Genomic DNA, 13,832 nt, shown 5'->3' on the forward strand with positions numbered 1-13,832 from the left:
ATCCGCCTGCTAGGCTTCGACAGAACCCAACTGTCATAAAGCCACCATCCCATGCCCAGCCGCCTGCTGCTGTTCTGTGCCTTGCTCACGGCTTCGGCGTCGAGTGTGGCCATGACGTTGTATCGAACCACTGATGCCTACGGTGTTGTGTCGTACTCCGATCACGACAGCGAAGGCGCCAAGGCCTATGTGATCTTTCGCGAGCCGATCGTCGAGCGCCTCGACGGCCAGGTGCGGCTGTACAGCGAGGTGATTACCGGCGGGATGCGCTTCAGCGCGCACAACGAGCTGTTCGCGCCGGTCGAGGTCGAGTTGCGCCTGCAAGGGCTGAGCAATGCTCAGGGGGGCAACGCGCCGCGGATCGTGCGCAAGGTGCTGCCAGCACGCTCGACCCAGTTGCTCAGCGTGGTCATGGCCCAGCCCGGCAAGCAACTGGGTTATCAAAGCAAACTCGACTACGCCCTCGGCAGCCCGCTGCAGCGGCCGCAGGCATTTCGCTACCCGTTCCCCTGGCGTGGCGGGCCGTTTCGTTTGAGTCAGGGGCCGAACGGGCGCTACAGCCACTTCGGCGCCAAGGGCCGCTATGCGATGGACATCGCCATGCCTGAAGGCACGCCGATCGTCGCTGCGCGCGGCGGGGTGGTGATCAAGACCGAGAACAGCCAGAACGGCCGAGGTACCAATGCCTCAGGCAACTTTGTGCGCATTCTCCATAGCGATGGCACCATGGGCGTCTACCTGCACCTGATGCAGGGCTCGGTGGTGGTCGGCGAGGGGCAGCGGGTCAGCGTAGGGGATGCGCTGGCCAAGTCGGGCAATACCGGCAACAGCAGCGGGCCGCATCTACACTTTGTGGTGCAGCGCAATGTCGGCCTGGCACTGGAGTCGATCCCCTATCAGTTCGACCGGCCCCTTGGCGGGTTGCCTAATTTCACGGCGGGCAATCCGTGAAATTGGGGCCGCTGCGCGGCCCTTTCGCGACACAAGGCCGCTCCTACAGTTGACCGCGCATGACGTGCTTGCGCGGACCCTGTAGGAGCGGCCTTGTGTCGCGAAAGGGCTGCGCAGCAGCCCCAAAGATGTGGTAGACCGCTGGTTATTCCAGCTTGAGCACCTTGGCCAGAACGATCTTGGGCCCTTTCATCTTCTTGATGATGATGCGCAGGCCTTCGACTTCGAGCAGTTCCTCTTCTTCAGGCACCCGATTCAGCGTCTCGTAGACCAGCCCTGCAAGGGTTTCGGCCTCGATGTGGTCAAGGTCAACGCCCAGCAGCCGCTCGACCTTGAACAGCGGAGTATCGCCGCGCACCAGCAGCTTGCCTGGCTGGTAGGCGAGGATGCCGCGCTCGGTCTTGCGGTGCTCGTCCTGAATATCACCGACCAGCACTTCCAGCACGTCTTCCATGGTCAGGTAGCCGATCACCTTGCCATCGGCTTCTTCAACCAGCACAAAGTGCGCGCCGCCCTTGCGGAATTGCTCGAGCAACTGCGACAGCGGCATGTGCCGGGACACCCGCTCGAGTGGCCGGGTCAGGTCGTCCAGGTCGACGCTGCCGGGGATATGGTCGAGGTCGGCCAGCTCCAGCAGCAGGTCCTTGATGTGCAGCAAACCGGTGAATTCCTCACGCTCGGCATCGTACACCGGGTAGCGGCTGAATTTGTGCCGGCGGAACATCGCCAGGATTTCCTTGAGCGGCGCCTTGGCGTCGAGGCTGATCATGTCCTCGCGCGAGTTGGCCCAGTCGACCACCTCCAGCTCGCCCATCTCGACCGCCGACGCCAGTACGCGCATGCCCTGATCACTCGGGTCCTGGCCACGGCTGGAGTGCAGGATCAGCTTGAGCTCTTCGCGGCTGTAATGGTGCTCATGGTGCGGCCCCGGCTCGCCCTGGCCAGCCACCCGCAGGATGGCGTTGGCGCTGGCGTTGAGCAGGTAGATGGCCGGGTACATGGCCCAGTAGAACAGGTACAGCGGCACCGCCGTCCACAGCGACAACAGCTCGGGTTTGCGGATCGCCCACGACTTGGGCGCCAGCTCACCGACAACGATGTGCAGGTACGAGATAACGAAGAAGGCGATGAAGAACGACACGCCCTTGATCAGCTCCGGCGAGTCGACGCCAAAGTACGCCAGCAACGGCTCGAGCAGGTGGGCGAAGGCCGGCTCACCGACCCAGCCCAGGCCCAGCGAGGCGAGGGTGATACCCAGCTGACAGGCAGACAGGTAGGCATCGAGCTGGTTGTGCACCTTGCGCAGAATGCTGCCGCGCCAGCCGTGCAGCTCGGCGATCGAATCGACCCGGGTCGAGCGCAGTTTGACCATGGCGAACTCGGCGGCAACGAAGAAGCCGTTGAGCAAGACCAGGAACAGTGCAAAAAGAATCATGCCGAAGTCGGCAAACAGGGAGGTGACGCTGATACCAGGGGAAGGGTCCATGATGGGGTTTTACGGGGTCCGTCTGCGAAAATGATGATAAAAAGCCGCCAGCTGTGCCGGCGCAGGACAGCCAATGTAGCGGCTGAGGCGGCAAAAGCAAAGGGGGGGCAGGGCGGCGTCGGTCAGTGCCAGCCACCCGCTGTGGCTATCTGCCCTTGCCGATATCCATCTGCACAGCGGCAAAATGGCAGGTAAAGGTGCTGCCGTGGCCGGGCACGCTGCTGATCTCCAGCCGCGCGCGGTGGCGCAGCAGCACGTGCTTGACGATCGCCAGGCCCAGGCCGGTGCCGCCGGTGTGGGAGTTGCGGCTGGAGTCCACCCGGTAGAAGCGTTCGGTCAGGCGCGGCAGGTGCTTGGCCTCGATCCCCATCCCCGAGTCCTGCACCGACAGGTGCGCGCCCTGTTCATCGGCCCACCAGCGGATGCGGATGTTGCCGCCGTCCTGGGTGTACTTGACGGCGTTGAACACCAGATTGGAGAACGCACTGCGCAGCTCCGACTCGCTGCCCTTGAGGTAGACCCCAGGGCTGGCCTCGAGGCTGATGTTCTGCTGGCGCGGGCCAGACAGCGCCTGGGCATCGGCCTTGATCGCGGTGAGCAACGCATCGACTGCCACGGGCTGGTTGTCCGAGGGGTAGTCGGTGGCTTCGAGCTTGGCCAGCAACAGCAGGTCGTTGAGCAGCGTCTGCATGCGCGACCCTTGCTGGCTCATCTGCTGCAGGGCGCGGGTCCAGCGTGGATTGACGTCTTCGACGTTATCCAAGAGGGTTTCCAGGTAGCCGCTGATCACCGTCAACGGCGTGCGCAGTTCGTGCGAGACGTTGGCGACGAAGTCTTTGCGCATCTGCTCGAGCAGGTGAATGCGGGTGACGTCGCGCACCAGCATCAGGTGCTCGTTGTTGCCATAGCGGGTGATGTGCAGCTGCACCCGCATGCGGTCGTTGATCGGCGAGGGGATTTCCAGCGGCTCAAGGTAGTTTTCTGCTTCGAAGTATTCTTTGAAGCGTGGGTGGCGGACCAGGTTGGTTACCTGCTGGCCGCCATCCTGCGGGGTCTTGAAGCCGAGCAGGGTTTCCGCTGCGCGGTTCCACCATTCCAGATTGCCGTCGCTGTCGAGCATGATCACCGCGTCACGCAGGGCAGCCGTTGACTCCTGGACTCGGTCGATCACTGCCTGCAAGCGCCCGCGCACGCGCTGATCGCGGCGTTGCAGGTGGTAGATGCTGTCGAACACCTCGCCCCACAGGCCGTAGCCGTCGGGTGGTGCTTCGTCGGGTTGATGGTTGCGCAGCCAGTCGTGCAGGCGCAGCAACTGCTTGAGGGTCCAGCCCAGGTACAGCGCCAGGCCGATGGCAAAGCTCCAGCCATAGTAGCCGCTGACCAGGCCGCCAATGATGCAGACGGTGATCAACAGCAGCAGGTGGCGAATCAGGGTCGCATGCCAGTTCTGGTTCAATTGTTACGGTCCTTGTACAACAGTGTGCAGCCAGCTGCGCAGGCGTCGCTCAGCTTTTGGTCGAGAAACGATAGCCAGTGCCGCGCACGGTTTGTACCAGATTTTCGTAGACCTCACCCAGCGCCTTGCGCAGGCGGCGGATGTGCACATCGACGGTACGCTCTTCGACGTAGACGTTGCCGCCCCAGACCTGATCGAGCAACTGGCCACGGGTGTAGGCGCGCTCCTGGTGGGTCATGAAGAACTGCAGCAGGCGGTATTCGGTTGGGCCCATCTCGGCTGGCTTGCCGTCGATGGTGACGCGGTGGCTGATCGGGTCGAGGAGCAGGCCGCCGATCTCGATTGGCGACTCGCTGTCGCTCGGGCCGGTGCGGCGCAGCACGGCTTTCAGCCTGGCGACCAGTTCCCGCGGCGAGAACGGTTTGGTGATGTAGTCGTCGGCGCCGACTTCCAGGCCCTGGATCTTGTTGTCCTCTTCGCCCTTGGCGGTGAGCATGATGATCGGGATGTCGCCGGTCAGTTCATCACGCTTGAGGCGGCGCGCCAGCTCGATGCCCGAGGTGCCCGGGAGCATCCAGTCGAGCAGGATCAGGTCCGGCTTGCGGTCGACGATAATGGCGTGGGCCTGCTGCGAGTTCTCCGCCTCGAGGCAGTCATAGCCGGCCATTTCCAACGCAACGGCGATCATCTCGCGAATGGGCGCCTCGTCGTCGACGATCAGAATGTTCCTGCCAACCATGCTCTCAACCTCTCCTGAATTGGATGTCTTGGCCCGCATTAGATAACGGAATTATTGCAGTCGTGTGACAAGTCGTGGGCTGCCACTGCAAGTATCGACGGCTGAGCTAGGCTGTAAATCCCAACCCCCGAATAAATACGGTGAAATCCAATGACACGATCAACGCTGAACTGGATGGCCTTCTGCGCGGTTTTGGCGCTGCCGGGGGTAGCCCTCGCCGAGCATGGCGGCATGGGCATGGCCAAGGGCGGCATGCTGGTGGATGACAAGGGCATGACCTTGTACACCTTCGACAAGGACAGCGACGGCAAGTCGATGTGCAACGGCGACTGTGCCAAGAACTGGCCGCCGCTGATGGTCAAGGAAGATGACAAGGCTGCGGCAGGCAAGTGGACCCACATCAAGCGCGACGACGGCAGCATGCAGTGGGCCTACGATGGCAAGCCGCTGTACACCTTCGTCAAGGACACCGAAGCCGGCAAGACCACCGGAGATGGCATGAAGGACGTCTGGCATGTAGCCAAGCCCTGACGGCATCGCCGCGCCCTGCGCGAGCGCCTGACAGCGCTGGCACAGGGCGCGCAGTCAGCCCAGGGCGTAATCCAGCACCACCCCGATAAAGATCAGCAAGCCTGCCCAGTGGTTATGCAGAAACGCCTTGAAGCACGCGTCACGATCCAGCTTGCGCGTCGACCAGAACTCCCAGGCAAAGCACACCAACGCACCCACCAGGCCGAGGTGGAACCAGCCGCCCAGGCCGAACTTGATGCCCGCCAGCAGCAGGCAGGCCAACGACAGCAGCTGCAAGCCAAGAATGATCGCCCGATCGGCCTCGCCAAACAGGATCGCGGTGGATTTGACCCCGATCTTCAAATCGTCATCGCGGTCGACCATGGCGTAGTAGGTGTCATAGCCCACCGTCCACAGCAGGTTGGCGATGTACAGCAGCCAGGCGCTGGCAGGCAGATCGCCGCCGGCGGCGGTGAAGGCCATCGGGATACCCCACGAATACGCTGCGCCCAGGACCACCTGTGGGTAATAGGTGTAGCGCTTCATGAACGGATAGCAGAACGCCAGGGCGACCGCACCGAACGACAACCAAACCGTCGGGGCGTTGGTGCACAGCACCAGCAGGAAACTCGCCGCCACCAGCACGGCGAACAACACCAGCGCCTCGCGTGGCTTGACCCGACCGCTGGCCAGCGGCCGGTCGGCGGTGCGTTTGACGTGGCCATCGACCTTGCGGTCGGCGAAGTCGTTGATGCAGCAGCCGGCCGCGCGCATCAGCACTACGCCTAGGCCAAAGATCAGCACATTGGCCACCGTCGGCGCGCCCTGGCCGGCAATCCACACCGCAGTCAGGGTCGGCCACAGCAACAGGTAGATGCCGATCGGCCGATCCATGCGGCTCAGCTGGACGAAGTCCCAGGCGCGCGGGTGCAGGTGGTTGAGTGATTTCAGCAGTTGCAGGTACATCAGCCGGTTACCTCGCTGGAGGCTTGCCACAAGGCCGGCAGAAACACCTCGGCCACCAGTAGTTGCAGGCCATCACGCTCGAAGCGCGAGCGCCGGCCCCACAGATTCGCAGCAGCGACTTCAATCGGTAGCCAATGCTGCGGGTAGCTGCACACCTCGATAGGGTGGCGCACAAAGGCCTGATCGCAGAACAGCAGCTCACCCAGCGAACGGCTGCCCAGGGTTTCCAGGTCCAGCCCACCGCGCTCCAGCGCGCTGCGCCCGGCCACGCTGCGGGCGAATACCCAAGGCTGGCCATGGCCACGCAGGTAAACCTCACGGACCCAGCCCTGCGCACCAGGCTCAAGGCCAAGCGCCAGGCATTCGTCATCGCGCAGCGGCTGCCAGCCCTGGAACAACGGGGTGACACTGAAATGATCAGCGGACAGGGCAGTCAGGCGGCGGGTCAGCGAGCCTTCATCGAACAGCCAGTCGAGGGTCGGCTGGGCAAGCGTGGTTGCCAGCTGTGGATACGGCAGCCACGCAACAGCGGCTGCTAGCGGGGATTCGTACGACACGTCGGTATGCTTGTTACAGCCAGAGAGGCGCCGAGCTTAGCATGATTGCCTGCGCTGCTTGCATACTGCAGGCTGGGCCAGTAAAAAGCCCGTGGCAGCCGCACGAGCCATAACTCAGCCTGTTGCGTGCAACAGTGCGATAAGCGGCAAGGCCAAGCCTGAACCTGGATGAGGAGCTGTTGATGAAGAAGTGGCAATGCATTGTATGTGGCCTGATCTACAACGAAGCCGAGGGCTGGCCGGATGACGGTATCGCGCCGGGCACCCAATGGCAGGATGTCCCTGAAGACTGGCTGTGCCCGGATTGTGGCGTAGGCAAAAGCGACTTTGAAATGATCGAAATCGCCTGATAGCAACCCTTGGCAACGTAAAAGGAATACGGCATGACCTCCCCAGTAGTGATCATCGGCACCGGCCTTGCGGGCTACAACCTGGCCCGTGAGTTTCGCAAGCTCGACGGCGAAACGCCGCTGCTGTTGATCAGCGCTGATGACGGCCGTTCCTATTCCAAGCCAATGCTGTCCACTGGCTTCGCCAAGAACAAGGACGCCGACGGCCTGTGCATGGCAGAGCCGGGGGCCATGGCCGATCAGCTCAAGGCGGAGATCCGTACGCACACGCGTATCAGCGGCATTGATCCTGGGCACAAGCGGCTGTGGATCGGTGAAGAGGTGGTCGAGTACCGTGACCTGATTCTCGCGCTGGGCGCACAGACAGTACAGCTGCCGCTGCAGGGCGACGCGAGCGATGCGGTGTTTGCGATCAACGACCTTGTCGACTACGCCCGCTTTCGCCGCGCTGCGGCAGGCAAGCAGCGCGTGCTGATTCTCGGCGCCGGGCTGATCGGCTGCGAGTTTGCCAACGACATGAGCCTCGGTGGTTTCCAGGTCGATGTGGTTGCCCCTTGTGAGCAACTGATGCCGACCCTGATCCCGGCTGCCGCCGCAGGCGCGGTGCAGGCAGGCCTGGAGAGCCTTGGCGTGCGCTTCCACCTAGGCCCCGTGCTGGACCGCCTGCAGCGTGATGGCGCTGGTCTGCAAGCGCACTTGTCCGACGGCCGCGTGATCGCCTGCGACCTGGTGGTCTCGGCCATTGGCCTGCGCCCGCGCACCGAACTGGCCGCCGCGGCCGGGCTGGCGGTCAATCGTGGGGTGGTGGTGGACCGTCAGTTGCGTACCTCGCACGGCAATATCTATGCCCTGGGCGATTGCGCCGAAGTCGATGGCATCAACCTGTTGTACGTGATGCCGTTGATGAGCTGCGTACGCGCGCTGGCGCAGACCTTGGCCGGCAATCCGCAGGCGGTGGCATACGGGCCGATGCCGATCACCGTGAAGACCCCCGCTTGCCCACTGGTGGTCGCGCCACCGCCGCATGGCCGCATGGGCGTGTGGCAAGTGGAAGGTGACGGCGCCGATCTCAAGCTGACCTGCCGCGATGAGGCGGGTGCGCTGCTCGGCTATGCCCTGACAGGCAGCGCCGTCATGGAAAAACTCGCTCTAAATCGGCAGCTTCCGGCGCTTATGGCGTAAATGGCTGGCGTTCTGTCGCTTATGCCGTTGGCTTACCGACACAATGGCCGTGCTGATACTGGCGCGGTCCCGGTTGGCGTGCCATTCTCACTCGCGTCTGCCGCAGTTTAGAGCCTGCGGCGCCTTGAGCGCTGCCTCCCCTGGCAGCACGGCAATAACAACAAGAATTCCCGTCCAAGAGGCTTCACTATGCGCAAACCAGAACTCGCCGCTGTCATCGCTGAAAAGGCCGATTTGACCAAGGAAAAGGCCAATGAAGTACTTAATGCGATCCTCGACAGCATCACCGGGGCCCTCGATAAGGATACCGTTACCCTGGTTGGCTTCGGCACTTTCGAGAAGCGTCACCGTGGCGCCCGCACTGGCAAAAACCCGCAGACTGGCGAGCCAGTGAAGATCAAGGCCAGCAACACCGTTGCGTTCAAGCCAGGCAAGGGTCTCAAGGACACGGTCAACCCGACCGGCAAAGCGGCAGCACCGGCCAAGGCCGCTGCCAAACCCGCTGCCAAGGCTGCCGCGAAGAAAAAGTAAGCGGCTCGTTGCTAGCGGTTGCAGAGCCAATGAACGGGCGTCTTTATGGCGTCCGTTTTGCTTTCCATAGGGTAACGGTGGCGGGCTTGTATAAAGTGTTCTGAAAGAGGATAAACTCAGCGCTTTCAGTCACATTACAGTCGAGTCTTGCCGATGAAGTTCCGTTTTATTCTGTGGGCCATGGGCTTGTTGATGGCCCGTGCCAGCCGCAACAATCCGGCGTTCCAGCAGCAGCTGCGGGACAAGGATCTGGTGTTCCAGATGCAGACCCTGGATGGCAAGGTCGCCCGTCACTTCATCGTCAGCAACGAGCGCATCAGCAGCAAGGCCGGGCAACATGCGCAGCCAGCCTTCGCGATTGCGTTCAAGGACGCCGCCTACGGCTTCGCCACCCTGCAGGCCAGCAACAAACAGCTGGCGTTCATGCAGGGGATTCAGGACAAGAACATCCAGATCAAGGGCAATCCGGCGCTGGTGATCTGGTTCCAGGGCCTGATGAAGTACCTGAAACCGCGCAAGCGCAAAGCCTGAGCGAGCGGGGCGCCTGACGCCCCGGTGCTGGTCAGCTCAATGCGGAGGGTGGAACTGCGAGGCCAGTTCGCGCAGCAGCGCTTCGGCTTCGAGCACCTTGCTGACGACATCGTCGGCCTTTTCGCGGCTCAGCCCCAAGCGCTCGAGCAGGGCATCGGGGATTTCTTCCTGCGGCCCTGAGCCAATCCCGCGCGAACGCAGCAGGCTGGTCGCCAGGCAGACCAGATTGGGGAACACCGCCATTTCGCCATCGTAGCCAGGATCGTGCTGGAAGCGCAGCGCGTTGGACAGCTCTTCAGGCATGTCCCACAGCTTCATCAGCCACGCGCCGATCTGCTCACGACTGATGCCGAGCAGATGCTGTTCGATGTAGGTATGGCTCAGGTGCGGGTTGACCTCCAGGTGGCGGCAGATCAGCGAGAAGTGCGGCGGGAACACGTGCGCCAGCAGCAGGTAGCCAAAGTTGTGCAGCAGCCCGGCGAGGTAGGTCAGGCCAGCTTCCGGGCGCTCGGCGCGGGGCATGGCGCGGGTCAGGCCCTCGATCACGGCAGCGGTGTAGATCGACTGCTGCCAGTACGGCGTGGCCTGCTGCGGGTGGTCCTTGGGCAGGCTCAGGGTCTTGCCCAAGGCCAGGCCCAGTGCCAGGTTGATCACCAGATCAAAGCCGAGCACACGCACGATAGCGTCTTCTACCGAACGGATCTTGCCAGGTGAGGCGTAGTACGGCGAACCGGCCCAACTGACCACTTGCGCGGCCAGCGCCGGGTCGGTTTCGACCACACCGGTGATGTCGTCGATGCTGGCGTTGGGGTCGACCCGCAGCTTGATGATCTTTTGCGCCGTGTCGGCCAGTGGTGGAATTTCGATGGTTTCTTCCAGGCGCTTCTGGATCCGCCGCGCGGTGAACGCCTGCACCGCCTGGGTGATCTCGTGGGAATCATCGTCAGGACGGTTGAGGTTGGGCTGGATGTCCGCCACGGTCTGGCCGAATTTGCCTGCGCTGGCCTTGCTCAGCATGCGCTTGAACGCGCCGCGCTCGATCTGCAGCAGCAGGCCGCGTTCGCCCGACTGGATAAACAGCGCCTCGGCCTCGAGCAGGCGTTCGTCATACAGGCAGGGCGAGCTGGTCAGGGCCGGCAGTGCAGGCAGCGCTTTGAGTTTGTGCTTGTCGAGCATCTGGTTCAGGCGCGTCAGCGGCACGGCGTGCAGCTTGCGCCCGGTCAGCTCGGCGAGGCGATTGAGGTCCAGCAACTGAGTGTGCGGGAACAGCACCAGCAGCGCGCCGATTTCGTCATCGAGCAGCACCGCTTGAACACGCGAGGCTGCAGGCAGGGACGGATGCTCCGGCACCTCCTTGTAAGCTACGCCGAGCTTGTCCAGCAGTTGGCGGATAACAGACGGTGCTTGCGGGGATGCGGCGTCCAGGGCTGCTTCAGTCATGAGCTGGATCCAATAGTTTCTTTAAACGCGAAGTATAACCAGTCTGAACGGCAGGCTGGTTGCGTAGTGGGACTTGTGTCACACCTGGCCATATTGCTGGCCATGGCGCAGCCAGCGATCGAGCAACGGGCTGACGTGTGCCGGCCAACGCGTAAGCAGCGCCTGGGCGGCGTCGCGCACGGCTGGCAGCAAGTCGGCGTCACGCATCAGGTCAGCGACCTTGAACTGGAGCAGGCCGGTCTGGCGCGTCCCGAGCATTTCGCCAGGGCCGCGCAGTTCGAGGTCTTTCTCGGCGATGACGAAACCGTCGTTGGTCTCGCGCATGATGCCCAGACGCTCGCGGCCGACCTGCGACAACGGCGGGTGATAGAGCAACACGCAGTGGCTGGCGGCGCTACCGCGGCCGACCCGCCCGCGCAGCTGGTGCAGCTGGGCCAGACCAAGCCGCTCGGGGTTTTCGATGATCATCAGGCTCGCGTTGGGCACGTCGACGCCGACTTCGATCACCGTGGTTGCCACCAGCAACTGCAGGTTGCCCGCTTTAAACTCGGCCATCACTGCAGCTTTTTCGGCTGGCTTCATGCGCCCGTGGATCAAGCCCACGCGCAACTCGCCCAGGGCCGCGCCGAGGTCTTCGAAGGTGCTTTCGGCGGCCTGGCAGGTCAGCTCTTCGGATTCTTCGATCAGGGTGCAGACCCAGTACGCCTGGCGCCCTTCGGCGCAGGCGGCGCGGACCCGTTCGACCACCTCGAAGCGGCGGCTGTCGACCACCAGTACGGTATTCACCGGGGTGCGGCCGGGCGGCAGCTCATCGAGCACCGAGGTGTCGAGGTCAGCGTAGGCGCTCATGGCCAGCGTCCGCGGGATTGGTGTGGCGGTCATGATCAGCTGATGCGGGCACTGCTCGCCGGCCACGCCTTTCTTGCGCAAGGCCAGCCGTTGCTGAACGCCAAAGCGGTGCTGTTCGTCGATGATCGCCAGCGCCAGATGCTTGAACTTGACCTCGTCCTGGAACAGCGCGTGGGTACCGACCACCATCGGCGCGCCGCCGGCGATCTGCTCCAGGGCGCTGACCCGGGCCTTGCCCTTGAGCTTGCCGGCGAGCCAGGCGACTTCGATGCCGAGCGGCTCCAGCCAGCGCTTGAAGGTGATGAAGTGCTGCTCGGCGAGGATCTCGGTGGGTGCCATCAGGGCGACCTGGTAACCGGCTTCCAGCGCTTGCAGGGCAGCCAGGGCGGCGACCACGGTCTTGCCCGCGCCGACGTCGCCCTGGACCAGGCGCAGCATCGGCTCGGGTTGGCTAAGGTCGTAGGCGATCTCGTTGCCGACCCTTTGCTGGGCACCGGTGGGGTTGAACCCCAGGTTGGCCAGGTACTGCGCAGGCAGCCGGCTGGCTTTGGGCAATGCCGGCGCGCGCAGGCTGCGCAAGCTCTCGCGCAGGCGCTGCTGGGACAGCTGGTGAGTCAGCAGCTCTTCGAAGGCGAGGCGGTGCTGGGCCCAGTGATGACCCACCGCCAGCTCTTCCAGATCAGCATCGGCGGGCGGGTTGTGCAGGTAGCGGATCGCCTCGTCGAGCGGCGCCAGCTGATAATCGTTGGCCAGCTCCGGCGGCAGCCAGTCTGGCAGGCTGCGCGGGCCGAGCATGGCCAGGCTCTGCTGGCACAGCTGGCGCAGGCGCTGCTGGGTCAGGCCTTCGGTGGACGGGTAGATCGGGGTCAAGGTCTGCTCGACCGGCGGCGCCGGCTCGCTGCCGTTGAGGGCGCGGTATTCCGGGTGGTAGATCTCCAGCCCCGAAGCACCTGGGCGAGCCTCGCCGTAGCAACGTACATGAGTGCCGCGCTTGAGGGCTTCTTTCTGCGCATTGCTGAAGTGGTAGAAGCGCAGGCTCAGCACGCCGGTGCCGTCGCCCAAGCGCACCACCAGGCTTCGGCGCTTGCCCATGGTCACGTCGGCGCCACTGACCACGCCTTCGATGACCGCGTCCTGGCCTGGGCGCAACTGGCCGATTGGCACTACGCGGGTGCGGTCCTGATAACGCAGGGGCAGGTGGAACAGTACGTCCTGCAGGTTCTCCAGGCCGACCTTGGCAAGCTTTTCAGCCATTGCCTCGCCGACGCCCTTGAGTTCAGTGACCGGTACCTTGGACAGCTCGCTCATGACTCAGGCCGACTGTTCCACGGGTGGCTTGACCACCGAACACAGCCGGATCGAGTCGGCCAGGATCTCGATCGCCTTGGGCCGCGGGAAGCTCGCGCGCCAGGCAATCGCCACCGTGCGGAAGGGCGTCGGTGCGGTCAGCGGGCGCACTTCGATGATGCCTGGTGCGTAGTGATGGCTGTGCACTGCCGACAGCGGCAGGATCGAGATGCCCAGGCCCGAGGCGACCATGTGGCGGATGGTTTCCAGCGAGCTGGATTCGACCGTGGTGTGCTTGGAGCCGTCGTTGCCTTTGGCCAGGGTCGGGCAGGCTTCGAGCACCTGGTCGCGGAAGCAGTGGCCTTCACCGAGCAGCAGCAGGCTCTTGTCGTTGAGCATGGCCGGGTCGATGGTCTTGCGTGCGGTCCACGGGTGATCTGCCGGCATCAGCGCGCAGAACGGCTCGTCGTACAGCGGCAGGGTCAGCACGTCGGCCTCGTTGAACGGCAGGGCGATGATCACTGCGTCCAGTTCGCCGTTGCGCAGTTTCTCGCGCAGTACGTGGGTGAAGTTTTCTTCAATATACAGCGGCATCTGCGGGGCGACCCGGTGCAGCTGTGGAATCAGATGCGGGAACAGGTACGGGCCGACGGTGTAGATCGCGCCGACCTTGAGTGGTGCGGTCAGCTGGTTCTTGCCGGCCTGGGCCAGTTCACGGATACCTTGCGCCTGCTCCAGGACCTTCTGCGCCTGGGCGACGATGGTTTCACCGACCGGAGTCAGGCGAACCGCGCTCTTGCTGCGTTCGAAGATCAACACGCCAAGCTCGTCCTCGAGCTTCTTTACCCCGACCGACAGGGTCGGCTGGCTGACGTGGCAACGCTCGGCAGCATGGCCGAAGTGCTGCTCTTGGGCGAGGGTGACGATGTAGCGGAGTTCAGTGAGGGTCATAACGTGCGTCCATGAAGTTGCAGCCCCAGCATAGCGGCTGCAATTG

At 63.5% G+C, this 13,832-nt stretch carries 14 protein-coding genes; 6 read left to right on the forward strand and 8 right to left on the reverse strand.

Annotated features, from left to right (window positions below):
- The first annotated feature begins 51 nt into the window (after positions 1-51).
- Positions 52-951, forward strand: a complete 900-nt coding sequence (locus CXQ80_RS24175) for a peptidoglycan DD-metalloendopeptidase family protein (protein ID WP_101322854.1) — start codon at positions 52-54, stop codon at positions 949-951.
- A gap of 145 nt (positions 952-1,096) precedes the next feature.
- On the opposite strand, the gene CXQ80_RS24180 is transcribed toward CXQ80_RS24175, so the two are convergent.
- From CXQ80_RS24180 to phoB, 3 genes are all read right to left on the reverse strand, one after another.
- Positions 1,097-2,437 (reverse strand): hemolysin family protein, encoded by a 1,341-nt coding sequence (locus CXQ80_RS24180; RefSeq protein ID WP_101322855.1) that lies wholly within the window; start codon positions 2,435-2,437, stop codon positions 1,097-1,099.
- Positions 2,438-2,582: 145 nt separating this feature from the next.
- Positions 2,583-3,893, reverse strand: a complete 1,311-nt coding sequence (phoR, locus tag CXQ80_RS24185) for a phosphate regulon sensor histidine kinase PhoR (protein ID WP_101322856.1) — start codon at positions 3,891-3,893, stop codon at positions 2,583-2,585.
- Between the two features lie 49 nt (positions 3,894-3,942).
- The gene (gene phoB, locus CXQ80_RS24190) at positions 3,943-4,632 is read right to left on the reverse strand and encodes a phosphate regulon transcriptional regulator PhoB (RefSeq protein ID WP_101322857.1); all 690 of its coding nucleotides are present in this window, start codon (positions 4,630-4,632) and stop codon (positions 3,943-3,945) included.
- 150 nt (positions 4,633-4,782) lie between these two features.
- On the opposite strand from phoB, the gene CXQ80_RS24195 reads away from it, so the two are divergent.
- Positions 4,783-5,163, forward strand: coding sequence for a hypothetical protein (locus CXQ80_RS24195; RefSeq protein ID WP_101322858.1), 381 nt, complete (start codon positions 4,783-4,785; stop codon positions 5,161-5,163).
- 54 nt (positions 5,164-5,217) lie between these two features.
- On the opposite strand, the gene ubiA is transcribed toward CXQ80_RS24195, so the two are convergent.
- Entirely contained in the window at positions 5,218-6,108 is an 891-nt protein-coding gene (gene ubiA, locus CXQ80_RS24200; protein WP_101322859.1) for a 4-hydroxybenzoate octaprenyltransferase, read from the reverse strand.
- Positions 6,108-6,665 carry a chorismate lyase gene (locus CXQ80_RS24205; protein ID WP_101322860.1) on the reverse strand — a complete coding sequence of 186 codons (558 nt, stop codon included), beginning with the start codon at positions 6,663-6,665 and terminating at the stop codon, positions 6,108-6,110. The genes ubiA and CXQ80_RS24205 overlap by 1 nt, the downstream gene beginning before the upstream one ends.
- A gap of 182 nt (positions 6,666-6,847) precedes the next feature.
- Between CXQ80_RS24205 and CXQ80_RS24210 the strand changes: the two genes are divergently transcribed.
- The 4 genes from CXQ80_RS24210 to CXQ80_RS24225 all read left to right on the forward strand — a co-directional run bounded on the left by CXQ80_RS24210 (position 6,848) and on the right by CXQ80_RS24225 (position 9,259).
- Positions 6,848-7,015: a rubredoxin gene (locus CXQ80_RS24210; protein WP_101322861.1), complete on the forward strand. Its 168-nt coding sequence runs from the start codon at positions 6,848-6,850 to the stop codon at positions 7,013-7,015.
- 33 nt (positions 7,016-7,048) lie between these two features.
- Complete coding sequence (locus CXQ80_RS24215; protein ID WP_101322862.1) at positions 7,049-8,197, forward strand: NAD(P)/FAD-dependent oxidoreductase; 1,149 nt, start codon at positions 7,049-7,051, stop codon at positions 8,195-8,197.
- A gap of 189 nt (positions 8,198-8,386) precedes the next feature.
- Complete coding sequence (locus CXQ80_RS24220) at positions 8,387-8,728, forward strand: HU family DNA-binding protein (protein WP_101322863.1); 342 nt, start codon at positions 8,387-8,389, stop codon at positions 8,726-8,728.
- 153 nt (positions 8,729-8,881) lie between these two features.
- On the forward strand, positions 8,882-9,259 hold the full coding sequence (locus tag CXQ80_RS24225) for a helicase (protein ID WP_101322864.1): 378 nt from the start codon (positions 8,882-8,884) through the stop codon (positions 9,257-9,259).
- A 36-nt stretch (positions 9,260-9,295) separates the two neighbouring features.
- On the opposite strand, the gene CXQ80_RS24230 is transcribed toward CXQ80_RS24225, so the two are convergent.
- The 3 genes from CXQ80_RS24230 to CXQ80_RS24240 all read right to left on the reverse strand — a co-directional run bounded on the left by CXQ80_RS24230 (position 9,296) and on the right by CXQ80_RS24240 (position 13,786).
- Positions 9,296-10,699, reverse strand: a complete 1,404-nt coding sequence (locus CXQ80_RS24230) for an aminoacyl-tRNA deacylase and HDOD domain-containing protein (RefSeq protein ID WP_101322865.1) — start codon at positions 10,697-10,699, stop codon at positions 9,296-9,298.
- Positions 10,700-10,777: 78 nt separating this feature from the next.
- Positions 10,778-12,856 (reverse strand): ATP-dependent DNA helicase RecG, encoded by a 2,079-nt coding sequence (gene recG, locus CXQ80_RS24235; RefSeq protein ID WP_101322866.1) that lies wholly within the window; start codon positions 12,854-12,856, stop codon positions 10,778-10,780.
- Between the two features lie 3 nt (positions 12,857-12,859).
- Positions 12,860-13,786: a hydrogen peroxide-inducible genes activator gene (locus CXQ80_RS24240; protein WP_101322867.1), complete on the reverse strand. Its 927-nt coding sequence runs from the start codon at positions 13,784-13,786 to the stop codon at positions 12,860-12,862.
- Between the last annotated feature and the right edge of the window lie 46 nt (positions 13,787-13,832).

Source organism: Pseudomonas sp. 02C 26, from assembly GCF_002843585.1.
Classification (GTDB): Bacteria; Pseudomonadota; Gammaproteobacteria; order Pseudomonadales; family Pseudomonadaceae; genus Aquipseudomonas; species Aquipseudomonas shirazensis.

Excerpts from the sequence above, each read along its gene's own strand:
- ubiA (WP_101322859.1), bottom strand. The coding sequence starts at position 6,108 with ATGTACCTGCAACTGCTGAAATCACTCAACCACCTGCACCCGCGCGCC.
- CXQ80_RS24215 (WP_101322862.1), top strand. The coding sequence starts at position 7,049 with ATGACCTCCCCAGTAGTGATCATCGGCACCGGCCTTGCGGGCTACAAC.
- CXQ80_RS24230 (WP_101322865.1), bottom strand. The coding sequence starts at position 10,699 with ATGACTGAAGCAGCCCTGGACGCCGCATCCCCGCAAGCACCGTCTGTT.
- recG (WP_101322866.1), bottom strand. The coding sequence starts at position 12,856 with ATGAGCGAGCTGTCCAAGGTACCGGTCACTGAACTCAAGGGCGTCGGC.
- CXQ80_RS24225 (WP_101322864.1), top strand. The coding sequence starts at position 8,882 with ATGAAGTTCCGTTTTATTCTGTGGGCCATGGGCTTGTTGATGGCCCGT.
- CXQ80_RS24180 (WP_101322855.1), bottom strand. The coding sequence starts at position 2,437 with ATGGACCCTTCCCCTGGTATCAGCGTCACCTCCCTGTTTGCCGACTTC.
- CXQ80_RS24195 (WP_101322858.1), top strand. The coding sequence starts at position 4,783 with ATGACACGATCAACGCTGAACTGGATGGCCTTCTGCGCGGTTTTGGCG.
- CXQ80_RS24210 (WP_101322861.1), top strand. The coding sequence starts at position 6,848 with ATGAAGAAGTGGCAATGCATTGTATGTGGCCTGATCTACAACGAAGCC.
- CXQ80_RS24240 (WP_101322867.1), bottom strand. The coding sequence starts at position 13,786 with ATGACCCTCACTGAACTCCGCTACATCGTCACCCTCGCCCAAGAGCAG.
- CXQ80_RS24175 (WP_101322854.1), top strand. The coding sequence starts at position 52 with ATGCCCAGCCGCCTGCTGCTGTTCTGTGCCTTGCTCACGGCTTCGGCG.
- phoB (WP_101322857.1), bottom strand. The coding sequence starts at position 4,632 with ATGGTTGGCAGGAACATTCTGATCGTCGACGACGAGGCGCCCATTCGC.
- CXQ80_RS24220 (WP_101322863.1), top strand. The coding sequence starts at position 8,387 with ATGCGCAAACCAGAACTCGCCGCTGTCATCGCTGAAAAGGCCGATTTG.